This window comes from Hymenobacter psychrophilus (assembly GCF_900107135.1).
Lineage (GTDB): Bacteria > Bacteroidota > Bacteroidia > Cytophagales > Hymenobacteraceae > Hymenobacter > Hymenobacter psychrophilus.
In genome coordinates this window covers 212,753-239,129 of record NZ_FNOV01000009.1, presented here as the reverse complement: position 1 = coordinate 239,129, position 26,377 = coordinate 212,753, and the positions used below count along the sequence as shown (strand labels likewise).

Below are 26,377 nucleotides of genomic sequence, written 5' to 3'. Positions count from 1 at the left end.
TAGGAGACAGAATGCCGTGCTTATACTATCGGCTTCTTTCTTGTACCAGATTCTAGCTCCTAGCTTCTAACCCCTAGCTCCTCCCCAAGAATGCTCTTCACCTCCGATAAAGAAGCCGCCGACGCGCTGGCTGCCGCTTACCAGCAGTTGCGCCGCGAAATCGGCAAAGTCATTATTGGGCAGGAAGACGTGGTAGAACTGGTGCTGACGGCCGTGTTTTCGCAGGGCCACTGCCTGCTGGTAGGTGTGCCCGGGCTGGCCAAAACGCTACTCATCCAAACAGTGGCTGACTCGCTGGACCTATCGTTCAACCGCGTCCAGTTCACGCCCGATCTGATGCCCTCCGACATTGTGGGCTCGGAAACGCTCAACAAGGAGCGTGACTTTCACTTTGTTCCGGGGCCGATTTTCGCCAACATCGTGCTGGCCGACGAAATCAACCGGACGCCGCCCAAAACCCAGGCCGCCCTGCTCGAGAGCATGCAGGAGTACGCCGTAACCGTGGCGGGCAAGCGCTACGCGCTGCCCCGCCCGTTCTTCGTGCTGGCCACCCAGAACCCCATTGAGCAGGAAGGCACCTACCCGCTGCCTGAGGCCCAGCTCGACCGGTTTATGTTCAACATCGAGCTGGACTATCCTAGCTATGAGGCGGAGCTGCAAATCGTAAAAAACACCACCTCGAACCGCCAGATAAAGGTGGAAAAGGTGTTGCATGCAGCCGAAATCCAGGCTTTCCAGCAACTGGTGCGCCGGGTGCCAGTAGCCGACAACGTGGTGGAGTATGCGGTGGGCCTGGTGCATAAAACCCGTCCGAATACTCCCCGGGCCGCTGCCCGCGCCAGCCAGCTGCTGGAGTGGGGCGCTGGTCCGCGCGCCTCGCAGCACCTCATTATGGGGGCCAAATGCCACGCGCTCATCCACGGTAAGTACTCGCCCGATATCGAGGACGTGCAGGCCGTGGCCCTGCCCATCCTACGCCACCGTCTCGTGCGCAACTTCAAGGCCGAAGCCGAGGGCATTACGGTGGACCAGTTGGTGAAAGAGTTACTTTGAACAGGTAGTAGGTGTTAGGGACTTAGGGCTTGAATGACGACTGTAGTCCTGCCCTTTATGCGTCCCAACATAGCATCTAAAACCTAAGCCCTTACTATCTAAGACCTAACCATGGAAGCAGCCGGTTACTACACGCAGTTTGAGCGCAACCTCGTCATCATCCTCAGCGGCCTCGATGCGGGCCTCAATATCAGCCCAACGGCCCTGAATGTATCGTTGCCGCTGGAAGTATACGTGCTGAGCCAGGTACTCAACCAGGGCGGCGGCCAGTTTCGCCTCTCCGAAAACCTTGCCCCCCGCGAGCAAGTGCGCGAGTTTCTGGCCCAGTTCCAGAGCCACGAAGCGCACAACGAAGCGCTGATGCAACGGATTCTGGCTGACAAAAGAAGCCTGATGCGCACTCCCGAAGGCCGCGTGCTGACCAAGGAAATGCTCATTCGCCGGCTCGAATACTTCAACGAAGCTGCCCGCCAGGTAAACGTGATGCGCAACCAGCACGCCCTTGGCAGCCCGCCCCAGTCGCGCTCCGGCGTAGGCCTACAAATCGTAAGCTAAGACCAGGTATTTCCGCTTTGCCGCTGTTGATAAACAGAACAGCCACCTCGCTTGAGGTGGCTGTTCTGTTTTTAGCCTTCCACAGAAATCCGTGCTAACTCGTGGTCCGGAAATTTAGGACATGGAAGCCGTAGCGTCTTCGCGCACTTTGGCATTGCCGGCTTTGCGGTGCGCTAACTTGAGGTGTTGCGGGGGCTGCTGCTTGAGGTGCGAAGGCACATCTTCGCCCGGCAGGCTCGTGGAAATCGTGACGCCACCATCGACGAAATAGGTAGCGCCGGTTACGTAGCTGGCTTCGTCGGAAGCCAGGAACAGGTACACGTTGGCAACTTCCTCGGGGGTACCGCGGCGACCCAGCGGCACGCCGTCGACAGTATTCTTCTCCATTTTCGCGTTCATCGGGCCGGTTTCCTTGTGGGTCCAGGCCGTATCGATGGGGCCGGGGCCGACGCAGTTGACGCGCACACCGTGCTTGGCCTGCTCCACCGCCAAACCCTTACTGAACGTCATTACCCACGCTTTTGTAGCTCCGTAAGGGGTAATCATAAGGGAACCCATGTGCCCGGCCTCGAAACCGGCCGACACAATAGTACCCTTGCTTTTTTGCAGCGCCGGCAGCGCCGACCGGGTCCTCATAAACACCGGGTAGATGTTGTTTTTAATCATGTACTCGAGTGCGTCTACCGGATACTTGTCCAGTTCGGCGGTGGCCGGGAATACGCCGGCATTGTTGATGAGTATATCGAGCCACCCGAACTCATCCACGGCCGCCTTCACGCAGGACTTGGCCGTATCCTGCCGCGAAATGTCGCCAAGGTAGCCGATGGCCCGGCCACCGCTGGCCAGGATTTCTTCTACCACGTCGCGCACGGGGTCCGAGTTTAGACCCACGACAACGACAGCCGCTCCTTCGCGGGCGAAGCGTTTGCAAATAGCTTCACCGATGCCCGAGCCGCCGCCCGTTACAATAGCTACTTTGTTCAAAAGTCTGCCTGCCATAACTGAGGTAAGTTTAGAAGCAAGAAAACAAACTTTGCCGGCCCGCCGCCGCGTAAATAGTGACTGATCGGTGGGTTGGTAAGGGTGTTTTTTGCACGACTATTACCGTGGTGGGTTTCCGGCGCCACGTTCTCCTCATCGATGTGGGCCACGCTTTGCGGCTCTGCGCTGCGTTTGTGCCGTCTGCTGTTCCAAATTATCAACGCCCCTTTGTCCGCCCCCACCTCTGCCCCCGACCCCGCCCCCCGGCTTACGCCCCGCCTGCTGCTGCGGCCCTACAATTTCGATGACGACAACAACGACGCGGCCGCTTTTTTTGCGCTGATTGCCGCCAACCGTAGCCGGCTGCGCCCGTCGTTTCCGAAACGCGAGGCAGCGGCCAGCTCGGTCGAGGCCAGCGCCCGGCTGCTGGCACAGTTCCGCCACGACTGGCGTACCGGCCGGCTCTACGTGCTTGGCATCTGGCACCACCCCGATGGCCGCTACCTCGGCGACATCAGCCTCAAGCCTAATTGGAATGCTCCCATCACCCTCGAAATCGGCTACTACCTGGATGCCGAGGCCGAGGGCCAGGGTTACGCCCGCGAGGCACTGGCGGCGGCCGTGGCCTTCGGCTTCAACACGCTTGGGGCCGCGCGCCTGCTCATTCGTTGCCTACCCGACAACCCGCGTAGCTCAGCTGTGGCCGAGGGGTTGGGTTTCCGCCTGCTACCGGTTCGCCCCCGCCCCTGGCTACAACGGGTACTGAGCGGTGGCCCGAATGTGCTGTATTATATACTGAAACGCTGAGTTGACGAGGCCAGCGGCTTGTACTATTGCGCTTGCAAAGGATGACCGGTAATTTCCCTTTGCAAGCGCATTCTTATTTCCTTACCCTGCCCCCAACATTCCCCAGCAGCCACTGCTGCCGGAAGTTAAGGTACACACCAAAGGAGAAATCGGTGGTTTTCTGCTGGAAATCATAAACCGGTTCGGCGCGCACAGTGAGGGCGGCAGCGTCGCCGAGCGAAAAGTCGCGCAGTAGCCGCAGGAACAACAGGCGGCGGTGCGGCTCTACGTAGCCGGGGTTCGAAACGGTGCGTGAAGCCGCCTGGTACAGGTCGCCGCCGAGGGGCGAAAGGAACCGCTGGCCCTGCCAGTAGCTGAGCATCACGTTCAGGAAGCGGGTTTCGGCCGTGGCGTTGAGGTACAGCCCCGTCCCGCGCTTATACGGCAGCTCGTAGGTAAACGACTTGTCGTAGAAGCCTACGCCATACGCCTGCAGGCGCAAAGCAGTTTGGCTATTGGGTAGCTGGTAACGGGCTTCGAGGCCGGTAGCGCCGTTGAAATAGGTTTGCAGCGGCTGGTCAACGGTATCAATCTGGCCGCCGCGGTGGGTAGCCGTGAACTGCACCGGCAGCGTAAGTAGCAGCGGGCTGCCTTCGGGCGTGAGGCGCACCGTGGCACTGAGGCCACCGGCAATTTCCTCCTGAAAGCTACTGTTGCGGTACTGTTGCCGCTGCCAGTCAACCCACACGTCGAGCAGTGCCAGCCGCGAGCCGCGGTAGCGGTACTGCAGGCCCTCTTCAAGTGGCCGCAGCATCACGCGCTCGAAATTGAGCAGCGGCTCGATATAGCCGTGGTTTAAGTGCGGCCGGATGTTGCCCAGCGTGATTTCGTGCGGCCCCTTAGCGTAGGTGGCCCGGAAGGTGGGGCGCACCTGCCGCAGCCGCGGCGTCCCGAAGTCCTTCCACAAGAACACGCCGCCTTCGAGGCGCAGGTTGGCCGTGGGGTAGTAAGCGAGCTGGGGGTTGAGTTGGGTGCCAAAGAGCGTATAGCCATCGGCAATAGAGTTGAAATACTCGTTGTCCTTGAAGAACGTGAAGGCTCGCAGGGAGAGGTGCAGGTCGCCGGCCGTGGGCGGAGTGCCATCGGCCGCGGGGGCCTCCGCAGGTCCCAGTAGGCTGGCGCCGAGGCGGCCGGCGCCCGGCATGCCGGCGGTAAAGGCTCGGTTATCGAGTTGGGCCAGCACCATAGTGCTGCTGCTCAGCCCGGCTAGCAACGTCAGTATCAAGGACCTGTAGGCGGGCTTAATTTCTAAAAATCTTAGCACAAAAAAATCTACTGAATTCAACGAATTTCTTTAGCATTGCGGGCACAAAATATAGTCGGCCGGCGTTACCAGATGCCAGCCCCCGGGGTCGCCTCAAGCGGTTGCATGGGCTGGTAAAAAGCCTTACTTTCACCAAACCTAAGCAAATCTACTTACCCCCTTTTCTGATGGCCTTAAACTCCAACAAAGCCGATAAGGCTGAGAAAGCTGACAAAGCCGACAAAGCCGATAGCAAAGACCTGACCCCGCAGCAACAGAAGCTGAAGGCGCTGGCGCTGACCCTCGAAAAGCTCGATAAGAACTACGGCAAGGGCACCGTCATGAAGCTCGACAACAGCCGGGTACTGCAGGACATTGAAGTTATCAGCACCGGCTCGCTCGGCCTCGATATTGCGCTCGGCGTGGGTGGTTTGCCCAAGGGTCGCGTGGTGGAAATATACGGCCCCGAGTCGTCGGGTAAAACCACGCTCACGATGCACTGCATTGCCGAAGCCCAGAAAAAGGGCGGCATTGCGGCCTTCATCGACGCCGAGCACGCCTTCGATCCGGTATACGCCCGCAAGCTCGGCATCGACACGGCCAACCTGCTGATTGCCCAGCCCGACAACGGCGAGCAGGCCCTCGAAATTGCCGACCAGTTGATTTCCAGCGGTGCCATCGATATCATCGTGATTGACTCCGTGGCCGCCCTCGTACCAAAAGGCGAGCTGGAAGGCGACATGGGCGACTCGAAGGTGGGCCTCCACGCCCGTCTCATGAGCCAGGCCCTGCGGAAGCTCACCGGCACTATCAACAAAACCGGCTGCTGCTGCATCTTCATCAACCAGCTGCGCGAGAAAATCGGCGTAATGTTCGGCTCGCCCGAAACCACCACCGGCGGTAATGCGCTCAAGTTCTACGCTTCGGTTCGCCTTGATATCCGCCGTATCGGCCAGATCAAGGAGGATAAGGACAACATCACGGGCAACCGCACCAAGGTGAAGGTGGCCAAGAACAAGGTGGCCCCGCCCTTCAAGGTGATTGAGTTCGATATTATCTACGGCGAAGGCATCTCCAAAGTGGGAGAAATCCTCGATCTGGGCGTCGATATGGGCATTATTGCTAAATCGGGCTCCTGGTTCAGCTACGATGGCAACCGCCTCGGCCAGGGCCGGGAGGGCGTAAAAACCATTCTGCAGGATAATCCCGAGCTGGCCGACAAAATCGAAGCCCAGATTCGGGCCAAGGTGAAGGGCAGCCCCGAGGAGGCCCTGGCGGCCTTGGATGAAGACCGCACCGTAGACGCCGAAGAAACGGTGGAGCCTGTAGAGGCTGAGGAAGAAGCATAAGCTTGTTTCTGCATTAAAAAAAAAGCTCCGCCGGTATCCGGGGGAGCTTTTTTTTTGATTGCCGGCAGCCGACTACCACGCGTGTCTGGCAACGTTGCCTTCGTTTCCCTGAGCCATATTTTCGCCCTGCCTAAAACCACCTATCTTTACTGGCACCGCTTTTGGAATGAATCGACCGATTCATCGTTTCTTACCTGCTCATGGTTACTCGCCGCCGGCTTCTGCTTCCACTTTTACTTTGTTTGCTGATTACGGGTCTGGCTGCTTTCGAACCCGCCGAAAAAACGGTTCGCTCGGCCGGCAACAACAGCTTCGATACGGGTGAAACCTTGCAGTATAAGGTCCACTACGGTCTTATTAATGCGGCCGACGCCACTATCGAGCTCGATGATAACCTGCACCGCATCAACGAGCGGCCCTGTTATCGGGCTACCGTTACGGGCCGCACCATCGGCTCATTCGACTATTTCCTGCGCATCCGCGACACCTGGCGCTCCTACATCGACACGGCCAGCATCCAGCCCCAGCGCTTCTTTCGCAACATTGAGGAGAACAACTACCGCAAGCGCGAAACTGTTGATTTCGATCATCAGCGGGACGTAGCCAGCGTCGAAAGCTACAAGAAGGACAAGAACGACGTGAAGCGCGGCACCTTCAAAGTCCCAAGCAACGTGCAGGACATCGTCAGCGGCTTTTACTACCTGCGCACGCTCAACTACGACCTGCGCCGGCCTGGTGAAGTTATTCGGGTGCAGGGCTTCTTCGACGAGGAAATGTTGCCAATGGACGTGATTTACAAGGGTCGCGAAACAGTTTCCACGAAAGCCGGTACCATTCGCGCTATCCGGTTGGTGCCTAAAATGCCTAAAAACAAGATATTCAAGGGCGAAAACGCGGTATCTGTCTACCTCTCCGACGACCAGAACAAGGTCCCGGTGCTTATTCAGGCCGATATGTTCGTGGGGGCCGTGAAAGTTGACCTCTACAAGTATAAAGGCCTGCGAAACCGGCTCAATATGGTAGCCCAGAACTAATGCATTTTATAAAGCGGCTCCCAATCGGGGCCGCTTTTTTTTCGCCCGGGCCAGTTGGCCAGACGGATTATGCTCACCTTTTGCGCTGCTTTTTTCCGATGCTGCTACCTGCCCCCGCCCGCTACCATCCAGTGCCGATACCCGCCGCCGGTACCGTTCCGGCCCGGCCGGGCGCGCTGGCCGATTTCGTGTGGCCCATTCCACAACCTTTGCCGCAAGGCAAGCGTCGCAGTTCAGGTAACGAAACGATAATACGCCGGTCAGGCCGGCCGGCTGTACTTTTATCGGCCCGCCTGCTCTTCTACCCTAAACCACCCCTACCCGTGCAACCAGCCACCAACCCCAATGCTTACAAGATTCTGGTAGTCGATGATGACCCCGATATCGTGGAGCTGCTCGAATACAACCTGCGCAAGGAAGGCTACGTGGTAGCCAGCGCCGCCGACGGCCGCCAGGCCCTGGAAGTGGCCCCCCAGTTCGGCCCCGACATTGTGCTGCTCGACGTGATGATGCCGAACCTCGACGGGATTGCTGCCTGCCGCCAGTTGCGCGAGCTGCCTAAGTTCAAGGATACCTACATCATTTTCCTGACAGCCCGGGCCGAGGAGTTTTCGGAAGTGGCCGCCTTTGATGCCGGCGCCGATGACTTCATTGCCAAACCCATCAAGCCCCGTGCCCTGCTCAGCCGCCTGGCCGCCTACGTGCGCCGCGACAAAGAACCCCAGCACATTTCCGATACTATCGAAATCAACGGCCTGACCATCGACCGCACAGGCTTTGCCGTGTATCAGGACGGACGCAAAATCACGCTTCCCAAAAAGGAATTCGAGTTGCTGGCCTTTTTGGCCGCCACGCCCCACAAGGTTTTCGGACGCGACGAGCTGCTGCAGAATATCTGGGGCAACGACGTGTTTGTGCTGGCCCGCACCGTGGATGTGCACGTGCGCAAAGTCCGCGAGAAAGTCGGCGACCACCACATCCAGACGATTAAGGGAGTTGGCTATAAATTCAACATAGACTAGGCTTTTAATCGGGATAAGAACCCAAAAACCTTCCTTCTCATGCGCCTGAACCTTTCTTCCCGGCTTATTGCGGTGCTGCTGTCGGGGCTGGTAGCGGTGGTGCTGACGGCACTGGCCTTCGTAGCGCCATCTATGTCGCTGGAGGAAGGAGTATTGGCCGCGGGCATTACGGTAGCGGCGTGTTTTCTGCTTATTTATCTGCTGTTTGAGGCCCTTATTTTTCGGGAAGTCAACAACATTTATGAGGGGTTGGAGCACGTCAAACGCAAGCAATTCCGGCGGCTGTCGAACAAGTTTTTGTTTCGGCCCGAGCCGCTGAAACGGATGCGCGACGAGATTCTGGAAATGGCCCAGCGCAAGCAGCAGGAAATCGACGAGCTGCGGCGGCTGCAGGAGTTGCGGCGCGAGTTTCTGGCCGATGTATCGCACGAGCTGAAAACGCCCATTTTTGCGGCCCAGGGCTTTGTGCATACCGTGCTGGAGGAGGAAGAAGACGCGGCCACCGGGGCCACCAGCGGCATGGACGCGGCCACGCGCCACAAGTTTCTGCGCAAAGCCGCCGCCAGCCTCGATGCCCTCGACCAACTAGTGCAGGATTTGGTAACCATTTCCCAGCTCGAAAAAGGCGTGCTGCGGATGCGCCGCCAGCCCTTCGACCTGGCCCAGCTGGTGCGCGACATTTTTGAGCAGCTGGAGCTGCAGGCCGCCCGCCGCCAGGTGCGCCTGGAGCTCCGGGTGATCCTCCCCGCTGAAGCTGCCGGGGTTGCAGCGCAAGCCGCCGCTGTTGCTGGTCCTGTATCCGTACTGGCCGACCGCGGCCGCATCCGCCAGGTACTCATCAACCTGATCGACAACGGCATCAAGTACGGCCGCGCGCAGGGCCAGGTAGTGGTAAGCCTGGAAGCCAGCGCCAAGAAAGTGCTGGTACAGGTGCGCGACGATGGCGAAGGCATTCCGAAACAGCACCAGCAGCGCATTTTCGAGCGGTTCTACCGCATCGATAAAAGCCGCGCCCGCGAATCGAGAGCGGCCGGTGGCTCGGGCCTGGGGCTGGCCATCAGCAAGCATATTGTGGAGGCACATAAGTCCATCATCCGGGTACACAGCGAGCCGGGCGCGGGCACCACGCTCGAATTCAAGCTACCGCGGCCAAAGCAGAGGTTAGTGGTTAGTGGTTAGTGGTTAGTGGTTAGTGGTTAGTGCAAGGAACGTCATTCTGAGCGAAGGCGCAGCCGGAGTCGAAGAATCTCTACCGCAATGGTATTCCAGTCGGCAGCAACGAAGTGGGAGAGATTCTTCGACTCCGGCTGCGCCTTCGCTCAGAATGACGTTCTTCTCACTTCTAACTTCTCTACCCCTTACCTTTGCAGCTCTATATGAAGCTGCCCAATTTCCAAGACCTGATTCTGTTTGAAGACGACGATTTCATCGTCATCAACAAGCCACCCTTCCTGGCCACGCTCGACGAGCGGTTCGGCGGGGCCCCCAATATTCTGCGCCTGGCCCGCGAGCACCACGACGACGTGCAGGCCTGCCACCGCCTCGACAAGGAAACCAGCGGCGCGCTGGCGCTGGCTAAAAACCCGGCCGCCTACCGCCACCTGGCCATGCAGTTCGAAGACCGGCAGGTGCGCAAGGTGTACCATGCCGTGGCCTGGGGCGTGCATCACTACGATGGCCTGCGCGTCGACCGCAGCATCGAAACCACAACCAAGGGCAAGGCCCGGCTGGCCTACAAGGGCAAGCCGGCCGTTACGCTGGTGCGCACGCTGGAGCCCTTCGCCCGCCACACACTGCTCGAATGCCAGCCTATTACGGGCCGTATGCACCAGATTCGGCTGCACTTGGCTTACCTGCAGGCCCCCATTGTGGGCGACACGATGTATGGCGGCGAGAACTTCTACCTGTCGACGCTCAAGAAAAAATTCAACGTGAAGCAGGGCGAAGAGGAACAGCCCTTTATCAAGCGCTTTGCCCTGCACGCCGCCCAGCTCACGTTCGCCAAACTCGATGGCGAGTCGGTGACCATTGAGGCCCCCTACCCCAAGGATTTCCGGGTGCTGGTAGAGAACATGCGGCAGTATGCGTAGGGGCTTGAGGGGGAAAACTGTCATTCTGAGTGGAGCGAAGAATCTCGCGTGCCATGGTAACTTCTAACGTTGGAGTTACCACGGCACGCGAGATTCTTCGCTCCGCTCAGAATGACAGTTCTGATTTTCTAACACCTTACCCGCTGCTTTCTCATTGCTTTTCAGACAATTATTAAGCGTCTGGCTTGAATATTTGCCGAAAGGCGGTAACTTTGTGTCCGTTTTGCCCCCACGGGCAGCGGCTTCTTCTTCATTTTCAAACGTTTATCTCCTCCCCAATGGATCATCTGAGCTTCAAGACGGTTGCCGTCAACAAAGCCAACGCCAACAAGGGCTGGGTTGTGGTTGACGCCGCCGACGCTACGTTGGGTCGGTTGTGCAGCCAGGTTGCCAACATGCTGCGTGGCAAGCACAAGCCCTCCTTCACGCCCAACTCGGATTGTGGCGACAACGTCATCGTCATCAATGCCGACAACCTGCGGGTAACGGGCAAGAAGATGACCGACAAAATCTACATCACCCACTCGGGCTACCCCGGCGGACAGAAGCGCATTAACCTGCGCGACAAGAAGGCCAAGGACTCGACCCGGGTGATTGAGCACGCTGTGCGTGGCATGTTGCAGGGCAACAAGCTGGGTGCCGAGCAGTTCCGCAACCTGTACGTGTACGCCGGTACCGAGCATCCGCACGAAGCTCAGCAGCCCAAGGCTCTTTCTTTCTCGCATCTGTAAGCCGCAACCCGGCTCCTTTTTTCTCTAATTCTCCACTTAATGGAAATCCTCAATACCTCTGGTAGAAGAAAAACCTCGGTGGCCCGCATTTACATGCAGGCCGGGCAAGGGAATATCACTATCAACGGCCGGGAAATGAAAGCCTACTTTGGCAATGAACTCCTGGAAAACATCGTGAACCAGCCTTTGGCTACTGTCGAGCAAGTCGGCCAGTACGACATCAAGGTAAACGTTCGTGGTGGTGGCATCTCGGCTCAGGCCGAAGCCATCCGTCTGGCCATCTCGAAAGCCCTCGTGGGCGACAACGCGGAGGTTCGCCCTGCCCTGAAAAAGGAAGGCTTCCTGACCCGCGACCCGCGCATGGTGGAACGCAAGAAATTCGGCAAGCGTAAAGCTCGTCGTTCGTTCCAGTTCTCGAAACGCTAATATTCCAGAGGAACCCTATCATGGCCCAGACTACCACCTATAAAGAATTGCTGGACGCCGGTTCGCATTTTGGTCACCTCACCCGCAAGTGGGACCCCAAAATGGCTCCGTACATCTTCATGGAGAAGAACGGCATCCACATCATCGACCTCAACAAAACGCTTGCCTCGCTTGAGCACGCGACCAGCGCTATTCGCAACATTGCGAAGAGCGGCCGCAAGATTATGTTCGTGGCGACCAAGAAGCAGGCGCAGGAAATTGTGACTGACGAAGCCAAGCGTCTGCACATGCCCTACGTGACCGACCGTTGGTTGGGCGGCCTGCTCACCAACTTCGCTACCGTTCGCAAGTCGCTGAAGAAGATGAGCACCATCGACAAGATGGTAAAGGAAAACACGGCGTACGCGGCCCTCGCTAAGCGCGAGCGGCTGATGCTGTCGCGCGAGCGGGAGAAGCTCGACCGGGTACTCGGTGGCATTGCCGACCTGAGCCGCCTGCCCTCGGCCCTGTTCGTGATTGACGTGAAGCGTGAGCACATTGCCGTGAAAGAAGCCCAGAAGTTGGGTATCCCGGTATTCGCTATCTGCGACACGAACTCGAACCCCGAGTCGGTGCAGTTCCCGATTCCAGCCAACGACGACGCCTCGAAGTCTATCCAGCTCATCGTGGGCATCATGGGTAAGGCTATCGAGGAAGGTCTGTCGGAGCGCAAGGTCGACAAAGAGGACGCCGACAAGAAGCAAGCTGAAGAAGAAGGCATCAAAGAAAAGCAGGACGCCGACGAATAGGCGCTTTTGTAGAAGCTAGAAGTCAGGAGCCAGGAGCTAGAATCAGAGGGAAACCGCCTGGCAAATTCTAGCTCTTAGCTCCTGACTTTTTTGCATCTACTCGCATCTGCTCTTTCATTCAATTCCAACATTTAGCTTTAAGCTACCAGCTTTATCCTTCGGGATTCTGACTTCTAGATTTAAGCTCCTAACTCCTACCAAATGGCCACAATTACCGCCGCTGACGTAAACAAGCTCCGCACCATGACCGGTGCCGGCATGATGGATTGCAAGAAAGCCCTCGTAGAGGCTGAAGGCGACTTCGAAGCTGCCCGCGACCTGCTCCGCAAGCAGGGCCAGAAAATTGCCGACAAGCGCGCCGAGAACGAAACGTCGGAAGGCGTGGTACTGGCCGCCGTAAGCGAGGATGGCACCAACGGCAAGCTGGTGTCGCTGGCCTGCGAAACCGAGCCGGTTTCGAAGGTTCCCGACTTCAAAGACCTGGCCCAGCGCATTCTGGCTACGGCCGTGAAGAGCGATGCTGCCTCGAAAGAAGAGCTGCTGGCCACCAAGCAGGACGACGGCCGCTCGCTGCAGGAGCACATCACCGACCTGATGGGCAAAATCGGCGAGAAGCTCGACGTAACGGCTTACGAGAACATCACGGCCGAGAAAGTGGCTTCCTACATCCACTCCGACAACAAGAAGGGGGTGCTCGTAGCCATGAAGAACGTAGGCGGTGCCGACGTTTCGACCGTGGGCCGCGACGTAGCCATGCAAATCGTAGCCATGAAGCCCGTTGCCCTCGATAAGGACGGCGTGGATTCGGCTACCGTAGAGCGCGAAATCGAAATTGGCAAAGAGCAGGCGCGCGCCGATGGCAAGCCCGAGGCGATGCTGGAGAAGATTGCCCAGGGCAAGCTCAACAAGTTCTACAAGGAGAACACCCTGCTCAACCAGGAGTTCGTGAAGGACAGCTCGATGACCATCGCCCAGCTGCTCGACAAGACCAGCAAAGGCCTGACGGTTTCCGACTTCAAGCGCGTAGCCATTGTTGGCTAGGTTTGATTTAGCTGTTAGCTGACAGCTTTTAGCTTTCCGTTCTAGCTTAATGAAAGAGCCCCGCTGGCAATATGCCGGCGGGGCCTTTTTGTATGCACACGCTATATTTGGCCCATATGACGGATGAGCGCAAGAAATTGTATCGGGAGCTAATTTATTGGGCTATGATTGATGTACGTTCCCAATGTTATCCAGGAAGCCACTTATCCAGTTTATGGAATGCGTTCAGCAACCGAAAAAGGGTTTGTTTTGCGCAGGCAGTTGCTAATTGGCTTCACAACCTTGCTTTTTATTCCGCTCTTGATTTCGAAGGCTTCCAAGAAGATTGGTTTTGGATGGAATACGCTGAATTTCGGCAGGAATTTCCAGCTAACCGTTGGCCACTTATGACACAAAGAACCATCGAAGAATTGCAAAAGTAACCGTGACGCTCCGCTACTTCGCCTGCCAAGCTCGCACGCGCGCTACGGCGTTCTGGCGGATGTTGGCGTAGAACAGGCCGTAATCGGCGATGTGGAAGGAGTGCCAGAGCTGGGGCTGGCCGGGCAGCAGGAAGCGCGGGTAGCCCGAGGGCTTGGGCGGATGCACCCACAGCAGGCCCTGGTGCACCTTGGCATCGACTACGCCCACATCCAGCCGCTTAAAATCCTGCCCTACCCCGCCGAGGTTGAGGCGGGCAGGCGCGGCCAGCGTGTCGAGCGTCCAGGTGAGCGGGTTAACGGCCACGCCGTTTTGGAAGGGCGGGTAGGCATTGCCCCAGGCCACGGTATTCCAGGCCACGTAGCAGCCGGTTTGGGTCGAGTCGGCGCAGGGACGTAGGGTCTGGTACTCGTCGGTTTTCACTTTGAAGCCGATGAGGTAGGCCGCCACCAGCTGCCGGCGCAACTGGGGGTCGTTGTCGAAAAACTCGTGTAGTAGCCGGGTGGCGTGCACGGTGCCCTGGCTGTGGCCAGCAATGATGATGGGGCGGCCCTGGTTGTAATTTGCCAGGTAATATTGGAAGGATGCTTTCACGTCGGAATACGCCAGGTCCAGCGCCTTTTGGCCGTTGGTACTCTGGTCATCCACGAAAAAGCTGTACAGCGTGGCCTGGCGGTAGCGGGGCGCATACACCCGGGCCGCCGCGTTGAAGGCCGAGGCTTGGCCCCGAATCACGTCGTCGTCGGTGAACTGGTTAAGCCGGTCGTTGCTGAGGCTGGCGTTCCATTGCTTGCGCCAGTAGTAAGTGGTAGGATGCACATAAAATACATCAGCTGCGGCCGTGTCCTGTTGGTCTTTGAACGACGTATTGCGCGGCACTGCATCGGCCGAGTCGCGACGCGTGGGCAGGGCAGCCCAGCTGGCCGGCTGCGCGTAGTCGGGCGTGGTGGGGTTTTCGTACTGGTCAAAATCCTTGCTTGGTTTAATGACTTTCAGGCAGGAACCGAGGCTAAGCAGCGCGACGAAGGACAGTAGAACAGGACGGATACGCATAGCAAGATTCGGGAGGTATAGCATGACGTGCTGAACGATGTAGGGGCGGGGCTTGCCCCCGCCCGCCGATAAACGGGAAACGTCAGGTTTGTTCAGCGGCCTTTGTCAAAAAAGCATCATGGTAGCGGCGGGCGGGGGCAAGCCCCGCCCCTGCATCGTTCAGGAATTTTAATCCCCGAACTCATTTTTCAGCAGCTTTTCCTGCCGGAGATACACGATTTTAAAGTTCTTATCGAAGCGGATCCGTATTTGGGCGCTGGTCCGCTGGATTTCCTGGCGCGACTGGCGAAAAGCTTTGCTGTCCTCCACGTAGGTGACTACCCGCGAGCCATCGGCCACCGGAGTCCCCACTTGCAGCGTACCGGGCTGAATGCTACTCTGGCCCTCCAGGAACTCGGGGAAGTGAGTTTTGGCCAGTTCGGCGTTGATGGCGGCCGGGGTCGTGCTCTGCATCAGATAGAACCGCTCGACCTGAGGCGCAAAGTAGGCCGAAGCCGTAAACGGTGCGGCCTGCAAATCGGCGTAGTAGCGTTGCATAATACTTTCGACGCGGGCCTTGGCGGCACCTTCCGACAGCACGGCCGGTATCTCGACCGGAGCCGGCGCGGCGGGCGCGGCCACTTCCGTCGCGGCCGTATCCGCAGGAATTGGGGTAGCTACGGGCGGAGCGATGGGAGCCACACGGATGGTTTCGGGCGCAGCAACGGGCGGCAGCTCAATCTGCTCGGTCTGGGGCCCTATTTCGGGCTGCACGGCCATCGAATCGGCCTCTGTGCGGGAGGTACTGGTCAGGCGTTCCGAGTCGCGGCCATCCATGAACAGATAGGCCACCAACCCGAACAGCGCCAGAATAGCCGCCACGACAACAATCGTCATCAGCGGGCTCTTGCGCGGAGCCGTGTAGGCATCCTGCTCCACGTATTCCTGCTCGTCGTTTCCACTGGGGCCGGCAGCGGGCGCATGGGTGATGGGTGGCAGCATGGGAGCCATTTCAACCGGCGCCACGGTCGTGGGCTCTGGTTGAAACAGTTCCGGAATGGGCTCCGGAATGGGCGGCACGGGAGGCAGCAGCGGTTCGGGCACCACGCTTATCGGGGCCGTAATGGGTGGCAGCACTAGTGGGGGCGGCACCTCGGCGGGCGCCCCGGGTACAGTGGGCTCGGGTGCCGATGGGTTGGTTATGCCCGCCTCCGACCCCGGCGACTCGGAAATGCTGGGGGCAGGGGACGCGGCCGTTTCGGATGGAGCGGGCGGGTTGGCAGCCGGCGCGAACACCAGCTTCTGCTTTAGCGTCTGGAACTCATCGTGCGTAATGGTACCGGCGTCGAGCCATTCCTTAAGCTGGCGGAGCGTGTCGAGAGGCGAAGGATCTTTCTCCATGATGAGGCGCGGCGGAAATAACGTTACTGACGGTCGAGGTTGAGCAGGCGGGCCCGCTGACGCTCCAACTGGGCCTGCCGCAGTTCCAGCAGCCGGGCGTTATCGAGCAGCTTCACCGAGTCGTCGGCCGATTTACGCTTATTATCACTGTTTTGCTGCTTGAGCTGCTCTATTTTATCGAGGTTGGACTTGGTGTTGCTGGCTAGGCTAGCGCGGCTTTTTTCCAGCTTCTCCTTCTCTTTGGTGGTGGCAGCCAGCTCCTTTTCGGCCGTTTCTATCCGCTCGCGGTAGGCCCGCTGGCGGGCAGCCGTGCCGAAGCTCTGCACGATGGTACGGAGGGAGGTAAACTCGCCGCTCGAAGCCGCCAGAAACGTGTCGGGGCCAGTAGCGGCCCACACCGACAGTTCCGAAACCGTGTCGGCCGGGGCTGTTACAGTCGAGTAGAGGTCGATGAGCTGGCCGCTAACGCTCGACATCGGCACCTGCTTGGCCATCATGTTATCGCGCTTGCCCACGCCAAACACGCCGTCGCCCTTCAGCTTGATATTATAGGTGTCCTTGAGCCAGCGCTGCCAGAAGTCGCGGGTCCAGTCGGCCGAGGCCTCGACCTCCACCTTCACAGCGTCGCGGCTGCGCTTATCGAAATTGACGCTGCTCGTGCGGGCCTCGTACAGCTGAGCCTGGGCCAGCGTAGCCGTGAGCAGCAGCGCCGGAAGTAGCAGTGGAAGTTTCATCTAGGAGAATGGCGGGGAAGTGAGGACAGAAAAGCAGACGCAACAAAGGACCGTGTCATGCTCAGCACGAATGCTTATGTACTAGGTCTGCGCAGTTAAATATCGTGGCGGTCGAAGGCGGCCTGCAAGTCGGTTTGCATAGCGGCAAAGCGCGCTACGGCGGCCTGGATGAACTCATCGTCGAGCAGGCGGTGAATGTCTTCCTCGCCGGTCAGGTCCAGTTCGCTCACTTTGTAGGTTTGCTCAAACGAGCCCTTTTCGAGCTTGATCAGGTACTTGCCATTCCAGCTGAAGAGCGTGATTTTGGCGTACGGATTGGGAATAATAGCAAGCTGGCGCATACGTAACGGGCAACGAGAGGAACGGCGCGAAGATACGCAGTCCGAGCCGGCCTCTCAGCGGTAAGCGCGAAGCCCCTGAAACCAGCACGGCAGCAGGGGCTTTCGGGTCGGAAGGGCGTTGGGTTTTGCCCGCGCAGATTGCCGCGCGCTACCCGCACTAGTGGCGCCTGCTTACAGCTGCACAATCACGTACAACGACACGGTCGAAACCACCACCCACAGCAGCACGCCCAGCGCAAACGGCCGGGGCCCCACGGCCTTGATGGTTTTAAACGACAGGCCCGCGCCAATAAAAAACAGCGTAACTACCAGGCCCAGGCGCGCCAGCTGCACCAGCCAGGGGCCCACAACCTGCGTGGCGGGCACGTAAGTATTCAGCAGCATGGCCCCAATAAAGCCCAGAATAAACCAGGGTAGTTTCACTTTCACGTCTGGCCGCTTGAAAAAGTAAGCGGTGCCCAGCGCCACCGGAATAATCCAGAGCGCCCGCGCCAGCTTCACGGTAGTGGCCACGCCCAGCGCCTCGGCCCCGTAGGCGGCCGCCGCGCCCACCACCGACGAGGTATCGTGGATGGCAATGGCGCACCACAAACCGAACTGATGCTGGCTGAGCGCCAGCGCGTGCCCGATGGGCGGAAAGACAAACAGCGCCACCGCGTTCAGCACGAACACCGTGCCCAGCGCCACCGACATTTCCTCATCCTTGGCGCCCACTACCGGCCCCACCGCGGCAATGGCCGAACCCCCGCAAATAGCAGTGCCGCAGGAAATCAGGTGCGTCACCACCCGGCCCAGCTTCAGCCAGCGGCCCGCAAAGTAGCCCAGCACCAGTGTACCGAAAATGGAGGCAATGGTGAACAGGATGCCTTCGCGGCCAGCCTGCACCGCAGCGTAGGCGTTCAGCCCGAAACCCAGCCCGATAACCGAGAACTGCAGCAGTTTAGCCGTGTATTTTTTGGTGAAGGCCGGGAACGGGTTGCCCAGCGTCTGGGCCAGCACCAGGCCCAGCGCCAGCGCCACCGGCGGCGAGGCCCACGGCGTGAGGCAGAACGCCAGCAGCAGCCCGAATACCACTTTCGGCAGCAGGCCGGGGCCCGGCTCCGGGGCCAAAGCGCCCGGGGCGGGAGCGGTAGTTTCAGGCGGGGCAAGCACTGTTTCAGGCATGGTTCGGGCAGTTAAATAACCCGCCCAAAGGTACGGCCGCCAGCCCCCATCCGATAATTTAAAATAGTTATGAAGTATAACTACAGGTTATATTGAATTGCTTGTTGATTTCGACCTTGACCTGGCCAAAAACTAAAAACCTCCTCCTACCCGTAGTGCTGCCGGGCGTAGCGCCAGAACAACTCGGCGGGGTGGCTCAGGGGTTGGCCCTGCACCCACAGGGCCTCGAACTGCCGGGGCAGGTGCAGGCCGGCAATGGGCACTTCTTCCAGTCGGTTCGCGGCCAGCTCCCGCGTCAGGGCCCGGCGCGACACGAAGCCCAGGGCGTCGGGGGCGGCTTCGAGGTAGGTTTTGATGGCCTCGGTGTTGTCGAAGTAGAAGGCCACGCGCAGGTCGGCGAGCCGGATTTTCTGCTCGCGCAGGGCGAATTCGAGCACTTCGAGGGTGCCCGAGCCCCGTTCGCGCAGCACCAGCGGGTGGGCCAGCGCCTCGGCCAGCGGCATTGGCGCGGGCGGCGGACCGGCGGGCGTGGCCCGGCGCACGGCCACCAGCTCGTCGGCCAGCAGGGGCTCGTAGTGCAGGTCGCGGCTCTTGGCGCGGCCCTCCACGAAGCCTAAATCGAGTTGGCCGGCCAGAAGCGCCTCGGCAATCTGCTCGGAGTTGGCATTACGTAGCGTCAGCTCGATTTGCGGGTAGCGGGCCTGGAAACCGGGTAGCAGGGCCGGGAGCTCGTACTGGGCCAGGGTGGTGCTGGCGCCCAGGCGCAGGCGGCCGGCGGCCTCGCCGCGTAGCCCCCGCAGCTGCTCGGCCAGCTGCTCGTGCCGGGCAGCCACCTCGTCGGCGTGGGCCAGTAGCAGCTCGCCGGCCGCCGTGAGGCTGATGCGGTTGCCGCGGCGCTCGAACAGCCGCTGCTGATAGGCGGTTTCCAGCTCGCGCACGTGCTTGGTAACGGCGGGCTGGCTGATGTACAGCTCGCGGGCGGCCTTGGTGAAGCTCAGGTGCCGGGCCACGGCCTGGAAAACCTGGAGGCGGAAGTCGGGCATGGCTGCAAGGTAGTAGCGCGAACCGAAGCGCCGGCTTCGCGTGTCGTTGAACGAGTCCGTTCGCAAGTCAGCACCAATACGCGAAGCTGGCGCTTCGCGCTACAGCCGCGTGGCACCTGCCTAAGTCTTGGTTATCTTGCCTGAAGTTTCCACCCGAAATCCTGATGATGCATAAACCGTTGCTAACTGCCCTGCTCCTGCTGCCCTTCGCGGCGGCGGCCCAGAATACCTACACGCCCGAACTGCTGCTGAAACTCGGCCGCCTGGGCGAAATGCAGGTGTCGCCGGACCAGAAAACGGTGGCTTACACCGTGACGCGCTACTCGCTGACCGATAACAAGGGCCAGTCGGATATCTGGACGGTGCCCACTGGCGGCGGCGCGGCCCGGCAGCTAACCAATACGCCCACCGTTTCCGAAAACACGCTCAACTGGCGTGCTGATGGTAAGCTGACGTTTATGAGCGCCGAAGGTGGTTCTGACCAACTCTACGTGCTGAACGCCGACGGCTCGGGCAAGCAGCTGCTGAGCGGCTTCGGAACCGAGGAAGGCGTGGCCAACCTCAAGTACGCGCCCAAGGGCAATTTTATCCTCTATACTCAGGATGTAAAAACCGGCAAATCGGTGCAGGACTGGTACCCGGACCTGCCCAAGGCTGACGCCAAAATCATCGACGACCTCAACTACCGCCACTGGAGCAGCTGGGACGACTTCAAGGTGTCGCACGTGTACTTCCAGCCCGTGGGCACCGATGGCAAGCCCGTAGGCAGCGGAAAGGATATTATGACCGGCGAGAAGTTCGACGCACCGTTGCAGCCCTTCGGTGGCAACGAGCAGCTGGCGTTTTCGCCCGACGGCTATTCTTTGGCCTACACCTCGCGCAAGCTCACGGGCAAGGCCGAGGCCGAAAGCACCAACTCCGACATCTACCTCTACGACATTCGTACGGGCCAGACGCGCAACCTGAGCGAGGGCCTGGGCGGCTACGACACCGAGCCGGTGTTCTCGCCCGACGGCTCCCAGGTGGCCTGGCTGAGCATGGCCACGCCCGGCTTCGAGTCGGACCGCAACGGCATTGTGGTGTATGATTTCAAGACCAAAAAACGCCAGGACGTGACAGCCGGCTCGGAGCAGGCGGCCGGCAACGTGCGCTGGAGCCCCGACGGCAAAACCATCTACTTCGCCAGTGCTTTGGCCGGCACCCAGCAGCTATTCTCGGTTTCCGCTAAGGGCGGCAAGGTGAAGCAACTGACCAAGGGCACCTTCAACTACAACAGCTTCGAGCTGGCCGGCAAGGATGCCGTTATCGTGAACAAAACCACCCAGGCCACGCCCGCCGACCTCGTGCGGGTGGACCTGAAATCGGGCCGCGAAACGCCCCTGACCACCATCAACCAGCAGGAACTGGCGGGCGTGAAAACGGGCCGGCTGGAGTCGCGGATGGTGGCCACCACCGACGGCAAGCAGATGCAGGTGTACGTGACCTTCCCGCCCGATTTCGACCCCAGCAAGAAATACCCGACCCTGCTGTACTGCCAGGGCGGCCCCCAGAGCCCGATTTCGCAGAGCTTCTCGTACCGCTGGAATTTCCAGTTGATGGCGGCCCAGGGCTACATTGTGGTGGCGCCCAACCGCCGCGGTCTGCCCGGCTTCGGCACCGAGTGGAACAACAGCATCTCGGGCGACTGGGGCGGCCAGCCCATCCGAGACTACCTCTCGGCCATCGACGCCGTGAGCCAGGAAGCCTACGTGGACAAGGACCGGCGCGGCTGCGTGGGCGCCAGCTACGGCGGCTACTCGGTGTACCAGCTGGCCGGCAAGCACGAGGGTCGCTTCAAGACGTTCATCGCCCATGCCGGCCTCTATAACCTCACGAGCTGGTACCCCAGCACCGAGGAAATGTTCTTCGCCAAGCACGACATCGGCGGCGCGCCCTGGGAAACGCCGCTCCACAAGAGCTACACCGAATTCAACCCCCAGCAGTTCGCTCAGAACTGGGATACACCCATCCTGGTCATCCACGGGGCCAAGGATTTCCGGGTGCCCGAGGGCCAGGGCATGGAAGCCTTCGGCACGGCTCAGCTGCGCGGCATCCCGAGCCGCTTCCTGTACTTCCCCAACGAGGGCCACTGGATTCAGAAGCCCCAGAACGCAGTGCTCTGGAACCGGGTGTTTTTTGAGTGGCTGGGCCGCACGTTGAAGCCCGAGGGCTCGGCGGGCAAGTAATATTGCCTGGCTAAAACCAAAAGCGCCCCCATGTGAATCATCACGTGGGGGCGCTTTTGGTTTTAGCAGAGGTCAGGAAACGCTATCATGCGCTTCCAATCCGATGGTTGAGCTACCCGGAAGAACTGGGAGCAAAACGCATCGGCTCAGCAATCAGGGAAATCTACTGGGGCATCAGCACCTGATTGATTACGTGGGTTACGCCGTTGCTCGACTTCACATCTGCCTTAACAACAGTAGCACCGTTGATCATGACGGTACCGCCGCTGATGCTTACTTTCAGCTTCTTGCCATCAACCGTAGTAACCTCCTGACCGTCCGTCAGGTCGGCGGCCATTACGCTGCCGGGCACTACGTGGTAGGTCAGGATGCTGGCCAGCTTCTCTTTGTTCTCGGGCTTAAGCAAGTCGTCGAGGGCACCGGCGGGCAGGGCCTCAAATGCTTCGTTGGTAGGGGCGAATACGGTGTAAGGACCGCCGCTAGTGGCTTTGTCGGCGAGGCCGGAAGCTTTGAGGGCGGTGGCAAGCGTGCTCATCTGCGGCACGGCCATAGCGTTTTCGGCCAGGTTTTTACCGCTCGTGTCGTCCATAGCCGTGCCATCGGTGCCCGCCATGGCGGGGTCGGTGGTCATTGCGCCGGTATCCGTCGTCGCCATGTCGGTAGTATCGGTGGCGGCAGTGTCGGCGGTGTTGGAGCAGCTGGCGCTACCGAATGCCAGCGACGAGGCGACAAATACGGTGGCCAAGGTGCGGAGCGGGAAGTTGAAGGGTGTCATTTTCATGGTGAAAGGATTTAAGTTTTTGATTTATAAGGCTTACAAAGTAAAACCCTACGCATATTGTTTATAAATCACCCTTGATTCAACTCACCTAAAAGTCGGCCACTTGCTAAAATAGCACGACCATGGGTGGTTTAAGTCTGAAAAATCCATTTTCAGGCAATCGGTCATTTTGGTGCGTACTAGTATCAGGCAGTATTTTTCCAGTCCATCCCTAAACCCGCATTCATGAACTCACGCTTACCCACTCTGCTACTTGCCGGCCTGCTACTGACGGCCACTGCTACATCGGCCCAGAAGAGCCGGCCGGGCACTGCAGCCAAAAATGCCGAATCGGCCATCAAGGAGGCCGACCTGAAGCGCGACCTGTTTGCGCTGGGTGGCGACAAATACCGGGGCCGGGAGGGCGGCACGCTCGACGAGCTACGCGCTTCGGCCTGGCTGGCCGAGCAGATGCGGGCCATCGGCATGCAGCCGGCCGGCGACGACGGCACATTTTTCCAGTGGTTCAACCTGCGGCGCACCCGCCTCACGCCCGCCAGCACCGTCAGCATCGGGGGCCGGACGCTGCGGCCGGGCCACGAGGCCGTGGTGGTGGCCCCCGTTGATGCCCAGTTGAAGGCTAAACTGGTATTTGTGGGCACGGGCACGCCGGCCGAACTGGCCAAGGCCAAAATAAAGGGTCGGGCGGTGGCCGTGCAGCTTTCGGGCGAACCCACCGACGGCATCAGCTACCGCCGCTACCTGTTTGGCAAGCTGCGCGAGCAGGCCGCCGAGCTAGCCCGGGCCGGGGCGGTAGCCGTGGTGTTTGTGTCGGATGATAAGGCCCAGGCCGTGTACGAGCACTGGAGCCATATTTTTGAGCGCGGCCGTTACGGCCTGCCCGCCGATGAGTCGTTGAAAATTATGGGCAGCCAGGTGCCGGTGGTGTGGCTACCGATGTCGGAGGCAGCGGCGCTCAGCAAGTCGGGCCAGGAGTTTGTGGCCGATTTGCGGGCCGAAACCTTCCTGTATCCGTCGGTGAACATTGTGGCCCGGCAGCCCGGCACCGATGCCCAGCTCAAAAGCCAGTACGTGCTCTTCAGCACCCACCAGGACCACGACGGCGTGCGGGCCGCAGTGGCGGGCGACTCTATTTACAACGGCGCCGACGACAACGCCACCGGTTGCGCGGCGCTACTGGCCATTATGCGGGCCTTCAAGCAGCAGCCAGCCAAGCGTTCGGCGCTGTTTGTGTACCACGGCGCCGAGGAGCGCGGCCTGCTGGGCTCGCGCTACTTCTCTAATAAGCCCACCGTGCCCCGCGAATCCATTGTGGCCGTGCTAAATGCCGAAATGATGGGCCGCAACGCCCCCGACTCGGCCGCCCTGCTGGGTTCCATTGCGCCCCACCTGAACTCCTCAGACCTCGTAAAAACCGCCCTGACCGCCAACCAGGTCGGTCCCCGGTTCAAGCTCGACACCGAGTGGGACAAGGCCACGCACCCCGAGGGCTGGTATTTCCGTTCCGACCACCTGCCCTACGCCCGCCTGGGTATCCCGGCCGTTATGTTCACCTCGCTGCTGCACGCCGACTACCACACGCCCCGCGACGAGCCCGCTACCATCGATTACGCCAAGCTGCGCCGCATGACGCAGTGGCTGTACCTGACCGGCTGGGCCGTGGCCAACCGCCCCGCCCCGCCCGCCCGCGAGCCGGGTTTCAAGCTGGAGCGATAACTGCTGAGTGCGTTATCAATGAGCAGAAAAGACCGTCATGCTAAGAGAAGCATGACGGTCTTTTCTGCCCTACCCCGCCACCGTTTCCGTTATCCGATTGATGTCGCCGCTGAGCTTCTGGATGAACTCGAGCTGCTCGCCGAGTTGGGCATCTTCTGTTTCGGCGGTGGGCGCCGGGGCGGGGGGAAACTCCTCGGGCACATCAGGCTCGCCTAAGCGGAGCAGGCCGCGCCGAAGCTGCTGCTGAGCCTGACGCAGCGTTTTGAGCCCCGCCGCCGATACGCCGGGGCGGATTTCATCGGCCAGCAGCGCCGAGGTAATGGCCGCCACGTTGGCCGCCAGAATGTGGTTGAGCACCACCAGCTCGTGCACCTCGGCCGGGTGGCGCTGCTTGGCCCGGGGCTCGGAAAGCATGCGCTGGAAAGCCGCGCCCAGGTTGGCCGAACTCACGTACACTTCCTTGCGGGTCAGCTTGTAATCGAGCAGGGCAATGGGCGAGCCCAGCAGCGCCTGCTGGAGCGTGCGCAGGTAGTTGAGGTTGGCCCGCAGCACCGGCCGCAGTACCCCCTGCAGCTGCTCCGACTCCCAGCGCGGAAACAGCGCGTAGCTCACCACGAAGGCAATGCTGCAGCCCAGCACGGTATCGAAAATACGCTCCTGCACCACCCGCACGTATCCCTGGCCCAGAAAGCTGAACAGGATGAGCACGAAGGGCGTCATGAACACGACTGTAACCAGGTAGTTGATGCGGGCGAAACTGAACGACACCACCATGAAGCCCACCATCAGGGCCAGCAGCAGCAGTTGGTCGGAAATCAGCCAGAGCATGACGGCCCCCAGCACCCCGCCCAGCAACGTGCCCATCACCCGCTGAATGTTGCGCTGCTTGGTGAGGCTGAAAGCCGGCTTGAGCATGTAGGTTATCGTCATCAGCACCCAATAACCGTGGTGGCCCGACAGGATTTCGGTGATGATGAAGCCGATGAGCGAGGCCACCAGCATGCGCAGCGCGTGCCGGAAAATGCCCGAGCGCATCGTGAGCTGGCCCGTGAGCTGGCGCAGGGTGAACTGCTGGTGCGCCACGAACCGGTCGAGGTCGAGGCTGCCCGTGCCGCTGGTTTGCAGTGGCCGGGCGGCCGGGGTGGCAATGGCCGCCTCGGCGGCGAAGTAGCCCTGCATGTCCTGAAGGCGCGCGACGAGGTTACGCAGGTTCACCAGCACCTTGCGCAGCGGCAGCACCGAGCCCGACTGCGCCGGGTCGGCCTCCAGGGCGTCGAGGCGGGCTTTGAGCTGGTTGAGGCCAGCCAGCGGATCGGAACCGGCCGCGTGGTAAGTATAGTTGCCCTGAATGGCGAACCCCACCCGCTCCAGCTCGGCGGCCAGGGCATCAATTTCCCCGGCAAACGCGTCGAGCAGGCCCCCAGCCTCGAAGCGGCGGTGCAGTTCGGCATAATCGTAGCTCGTAATGGTAATCTGCTCGTAGAGGTCCACCAGATCGACGAACGTGAGCACCAGCCGGCGGCCGGTATCGGAGGATTCGCTGACCAGCTGGCGGGTTTTGAACAGCAGTTCGCGCACGCCGTCCTGCTTCTCGCTCACGCGCACCTGCTGGGCCACCAGGCGGCGGTAGTCGGCCTCCAGGTTGGTGCCGCTGCGGTAGAACTCGGCTTTGAGGCGCAGAAAGCCGGCTACGGCCAGTACGGCCTCGCCCAGCGCCTGCTGGGCCTCGCGGTAGGGCCGCAGCCGGTTGAGGGCCAGCGCCAGCGCCAGGTACCAGAGCCCGCCGGCTACCACCAAACCGGCGTAGTTGAGCGAGTACCCCGGCGGTATCGGCTTGTCGAGCAGCAGAATCATAACCAGCAGGCCCGCCGTGCCCACGGCCCCGGCCCGGTTGCCGTACACGAGCAGCATAGTAAACCAGAAGCTGACTGCCACCACCAGCGCCCCCAGCAGCCACGGATACGGTTGCACCAGCCCCGTCAGCAGCGCCATCAGGCCGGTGAGCACCACGGCCGCCACGCCGCCGTTGCGCTTGTGCAGCGGCGGGCCGGGCGTGTCGGTCAGGCTCACGCACAGTGCCCCCACCGACATGGTTACGCCGGCCTGCAACTGTCCCAGCCAACCCAGCGCCAGGCCCGGCACCAGAATGGCCAGCGTGGTGCGCAGGCCGTCGGAAAACTCCTGGCTCGAGAAAAAGTAGCGCAGCTGGCGGGCTTGGTCGGCAAACATAAGCGGCGGCAAATGGGGTTCGGAAGGCCGGCGGCGGCGAGTAGTCCGGTGGCCCGGCCGCAAGTTGCAACCGCCCGCCCATATTCTGCCCCCGCAACGGCGGTAATCTGGCAGCTGGCGGGTATCTTCGGG

25 protein-coding genes are annotated in these 26,377 nt (G+C 60.4%); 15 read left to right on the top strand and 10 right to left on the bottom strand.

Annotation, left to right across the window (positions count from 1 at the left end; genetic code table 11):
• The first annotated feature begins 90 nt into the window (after positions 1-90).
• Positions 91-1,053 carry an AAA family ATPase gene (locus BLW21_RS14970; protein WP_092741453.1) on the top strand — a complete coding sequence of 321 codons (963 nt, stop codon included), beginning with the start codon at positions 91-93 and terminating at the stop codon, positions 1,051-1,053.
• A 111-nt stretch (positions 1,054-1,164) separates the two neighbouring features.
• On the top strand, positions 1,165-1,608 hold the full coding sequence (locus tag BLW21_RS14965; RefSeq protein ID WP_092741451.1) for a hypothetical protein: 444 nt from the start codon (positions 1,165-1,167) through the stop codon (positions 1,606-1,608).
• A gap of 114 nt (positions 1,609-1,722) precedes the next feature.
• Here BLW21_RS14965 and BLW21_RS14960 read toward each other — a convergent pair whose 3' ends face one another.
• The gene (locus BLW21_RS14960; RefSeq protein ID WP_092741449.1) at positions 1,723-2,607 is read right to left on the bottom strand and encodes an SDR family NAD(P)-dependent oxidoreductase; all 885 of its coding nucleotides are present in this window, start codon (positions 2,605-2,607) and stop codon (positions 1,723-1,725) included.
• 210 nt (positions 2,608-2,817) lie between these two features.
• On the opposite strand from BLW21_RS14960, the gene BLW21_RS14955 reads away from it, so the two are divergent.
• Complete coding sequence (locus BLW21_RS14955; RefSeq protein WP_175470988.1) at positions 2,818-3,396, top strand: GNAT family N-acetyltransferase; 579 nt, start codon at positions 2,818-2,820, stop codon at positions 3,394-3,396.
• 73 nt (positions 3,397-3,469) lie between these two features.
• Here the strand turns inward: BLW21_RS14955 and BLW21_RS14950 are convergent, their stop codons facing one another.
• Entirely contained in the window at positions 3,470-4,660 is a 1,191-nt protein-coding gene (locus BLW21_RS14950) for a hypothetical protein (protein WP_139255231.1), read from the bottom strand.
• A gap of 206 nt (positions 4,661-4,866) precedes the next feature.
• Here BLW21_RS14950 and recA point away from each other — a divergent pair, with 206 nt between their 5' ends.
• From recA to BLW21_RS14900, 10 genes are all read left to right on the top strand, one after another.
• Positions 4,867-6,027 carry a recombinase RecA gene (gene recA, locus BLW21_RS14945; protein ID WP_394331656.1) on the top strand — a complete coding sequence of 387 codons (1,161 nt, stop codon included), beginning with the start codon at positions 4,867-4,869 and terminating at the stop codon, positions 6,025-6,027.
• A 242-nt stretch (positions 6,028-6,269) separates the two neighbouring features.
• Positions 6,270-7,061: a DUF3108 domain-containing protein gene (locus tag BLW21_RS14940; RefSeq protein WP_245711911.1), complete on the top strand. Its 792-nt coding sequence runs from the start codon at positions 6,270-6,272 to the stop codon at positions 7,059-7,061.
• 323 nt (positions 7,062-7,384) lie between these two features.
• Positions 7,385-8,083 (top strand): response regulator transcription factor, encoded by a 699-nt coding sequence (locus BLW21_RS14935; RefSeq protein WP_245711914.1) that lies wholly within the window; start codon positions 7,385-7,387, stop codon positions 8,081-8,083.
• A gap of 39 nt (positions 8,084-8,122) precedes the next feature.
• Entirely contained in the window at positions 8,123-9,262 is a 1,140-nt protein-coding gene (locus tag BLW21_RS14930) for a sensor histidine kinase (RefSeq protein ID WP_092741439.1), read from the top strand.
• Positions 9,263-9,459: 197 nt separating this feature from the next.
• Positions 9,460-10,173 (top strand): RluA family pseudouridine synthase, encoded by a 714-nt coding sequence (locus BLW21_RS14925; protein WP_092741495.1) that lies wholly within the window; start codon positions 9,460-9,462, stop codon positions 10,171-10,173.
• Between the two features lie 278 nt (positions 10,174-10,451).
• Complete coding sequence (gene rplM, locus BLW21_RS14920) at positions 10,452-10,904, top strand: 50S ribosomal protein L13 (RefSeq protein WP_092741437.1); 453 nt, start codon at positions 10,452-10,454, stop codon at positions 10,902-10,904.
• 39 nt (positions 10,905-10,943) lie between these two features.
• Complete coding sequence (rpsI, locus tag BLW21_RS14915; protein WP_092741435.1) at positions 10,944-11,330, top strand: 30S ribosomal protein S9; 387 nt, start codon at positions 10,944-10,946, stop codon at positions 11,328-11,330.
• A 20-nt stretch (positions 11,331-11,350) separates the two neighbouring features.
• Positions 11,351-12,118 carry a 30S ribosomal protein S2 gene (rpsB, locus tag BLW21_RS14910; RefSeq protein ID WP_092741433.1) on the top strand — a complete coding sequence of 256 codons (768 nt, stop codon included), beginning with the start codon at positions 11,351-11,353 and terminating at the stop codon, positions 12,116-12,118.
• 201 nt (positions 12,119-12,319) lie between these two features.
• The gene (gene tsf, locus BLW21_RS14905) at positions 12,320-13,159 is read left to right on the top strand and encodes a translation elongation factor Ts (protein ID WP_092741431.1); all 840 of its coding nucleotides are present in this window, start codon (positions 12,320-12,322) and stop codon (positions 13,157-13,159) included.
• 164 nt (positions 13,160-13,323) lie between these two features.
• Complete coding sequence (locus BLW21_RS14900) at positions 13,324-13,581, top strand: hypothetical protein (protein WP_139255230.1); 258 nt, start codon at positions 13,324-13,326, stop codon at positions 13,579-13,581.
• Positions 13,582-13,594: 13 nt separating this feature from the next.
• Here BLW21_RS14900 and BLW21_RS14895 read toward each other — a convergent pair whose 3' ends face one another.
• The 6 genes from BLW21_RS14895 to BLW21_RS14870 form a co-directional block, all read right to left on the bottom strand.
• On the bottom strand, positions 13,595-14,632 hold the full coding sequence (locus BLW21_RS14895; RefSeq protein ID WP_092741427.1) for a DUF3089 domain-containing protein: 1,038 nt from the start codon (positions 14,630-14,632) through the stop codon (positions 13,595-13,597).
• A gap of 168 nt (positions 14,633-14,800) precedes the next feature.
• Complete coding sequence (locus BLW21_RS14890; RefSeq protein ID WP_092741425.1) at positions 14,801-16,012, bottom strand: SHOCT domain-containing protein; 1,212 nt, start codon at positions 16,010-16,012, stop codon at positions 14,801-14,803.
• Between the two features lie 23 nt (positions 16,013-16,035).
• Positions 16,036-16,746: a magnesium transporter CorA family protein gene (locus BLW21_RS14885; RefSeq protein WP_092741423.1), complete on the bottom strand. Its 711-nt coding sequence runs from the start codon at positions 16,744-16,746 to the stop codon at positions 16,036-16,038.
• A 95-nt stretch (positions 16,747-16,841) separates the two neighbouring features.
• Positions 16,842-17,087 (bottom strand): hypothetical protein, encoded by a 246-nt coding sequence (locus tag BLW21_RS14880; protein ID WP_092741421.1) that lies wholly within the window; start codon positions 17,085-17,087, stop codon positions 16,842-16,844.
• Between the two features lie 171 nt (positions 17,088-17,258).
• The gene (locus tag BLW21_RS14875; protein ID WP_245711910.1) at positions 17,259-18,251 is read right to left on the bottom strand and encodes a YeiH family protein; all 993 of its coding nucleotides are present in this window, start codon (positions 18,249-18,251) and stop codon (positions 17,259-17,261) included.
• A 146-nt stretch (positions 18,252-18,397) separates the two neighbouring features.
• Positions 18,398-19,294 (bottom strand): LysR substrate-binding domain-containing protein, encoded by an 897-nt coding sequence (locus BLW21_RS14870; protein ID WP_092741419.1) that lies wholly within the window; start codon positions 19,292-19,294, stop codon positions 18,398-18,400.
• Between the two features lie 164 nt (positions 19,295-19,458).
• On the opposite strand from BLW21_RS14870, the gene BLW21_RS14865 reads away from it, so the two are divergent.
• Positions 19,459-21,519: a S9 family peptidase gene (locus BLW21_RS14865; RefSeq protein ID WP_092741417.1), complete on the top strand. Its 2,061-nt coding sequence runs from the start codon at positions 19,459-19,461 to the stop codon at positions 21,517-21,519.
• A 163-nt stretch (positions 21,520-21,682) separates the two neighbouring features.
• Here BLW21_RS14865 and BLW21_RS14860 read toward each other — a convergent pair whose 3' ends face one another.
• On the bottom strand, positions 21,683-22,300 hold the full coding sequence (locus BLW21_RS14860; RefSeq protein WP_245711909.1) for a fasciclin domain-containing protein: 618 nt from the start codon (positions 22,298-22,300) through the stop codon (positions 21,683-21,685).
• Positions 22,301-22,525: 225 nt separating this feature from the next.
• Between BLW21_RS14860 and BLW21_RS14855 the strand changes: the two genes are divergently transcribed.
• Positions 22,526-24,016: a M28 family peptidase gene (locus BLW21_RS14855; RefSeq protein ID WP_092741415.1), complete on the top strand. Its 1,491-nt coding sequence runs from the start codon at positions 22,526-22,528 to the stop codon at positions 24,014-24,016.
• A 69-nt stretch (positions 24,017-24,085) separates the two neighbouring features.
• Here the strand turns inward: BLW21_RS14855 and BLW21_RS14850 are convergent, their stop codons facing one another.
• The gene (locus tag BLW21_RS14850) at positions 24,086-26,245 is read right to left on the bottom strand and encodes an FUSC family protein (RefSeq protein ID WP_092741413.1); all 2,160 of its coding nucleotides are present in this window, start codon (positions 26,243-26,245) and stop codon (positions 24,086-24,088) included.
• Between the last annotated feature and the right edge of the window lie 132 nt (positions 26,246-26,377).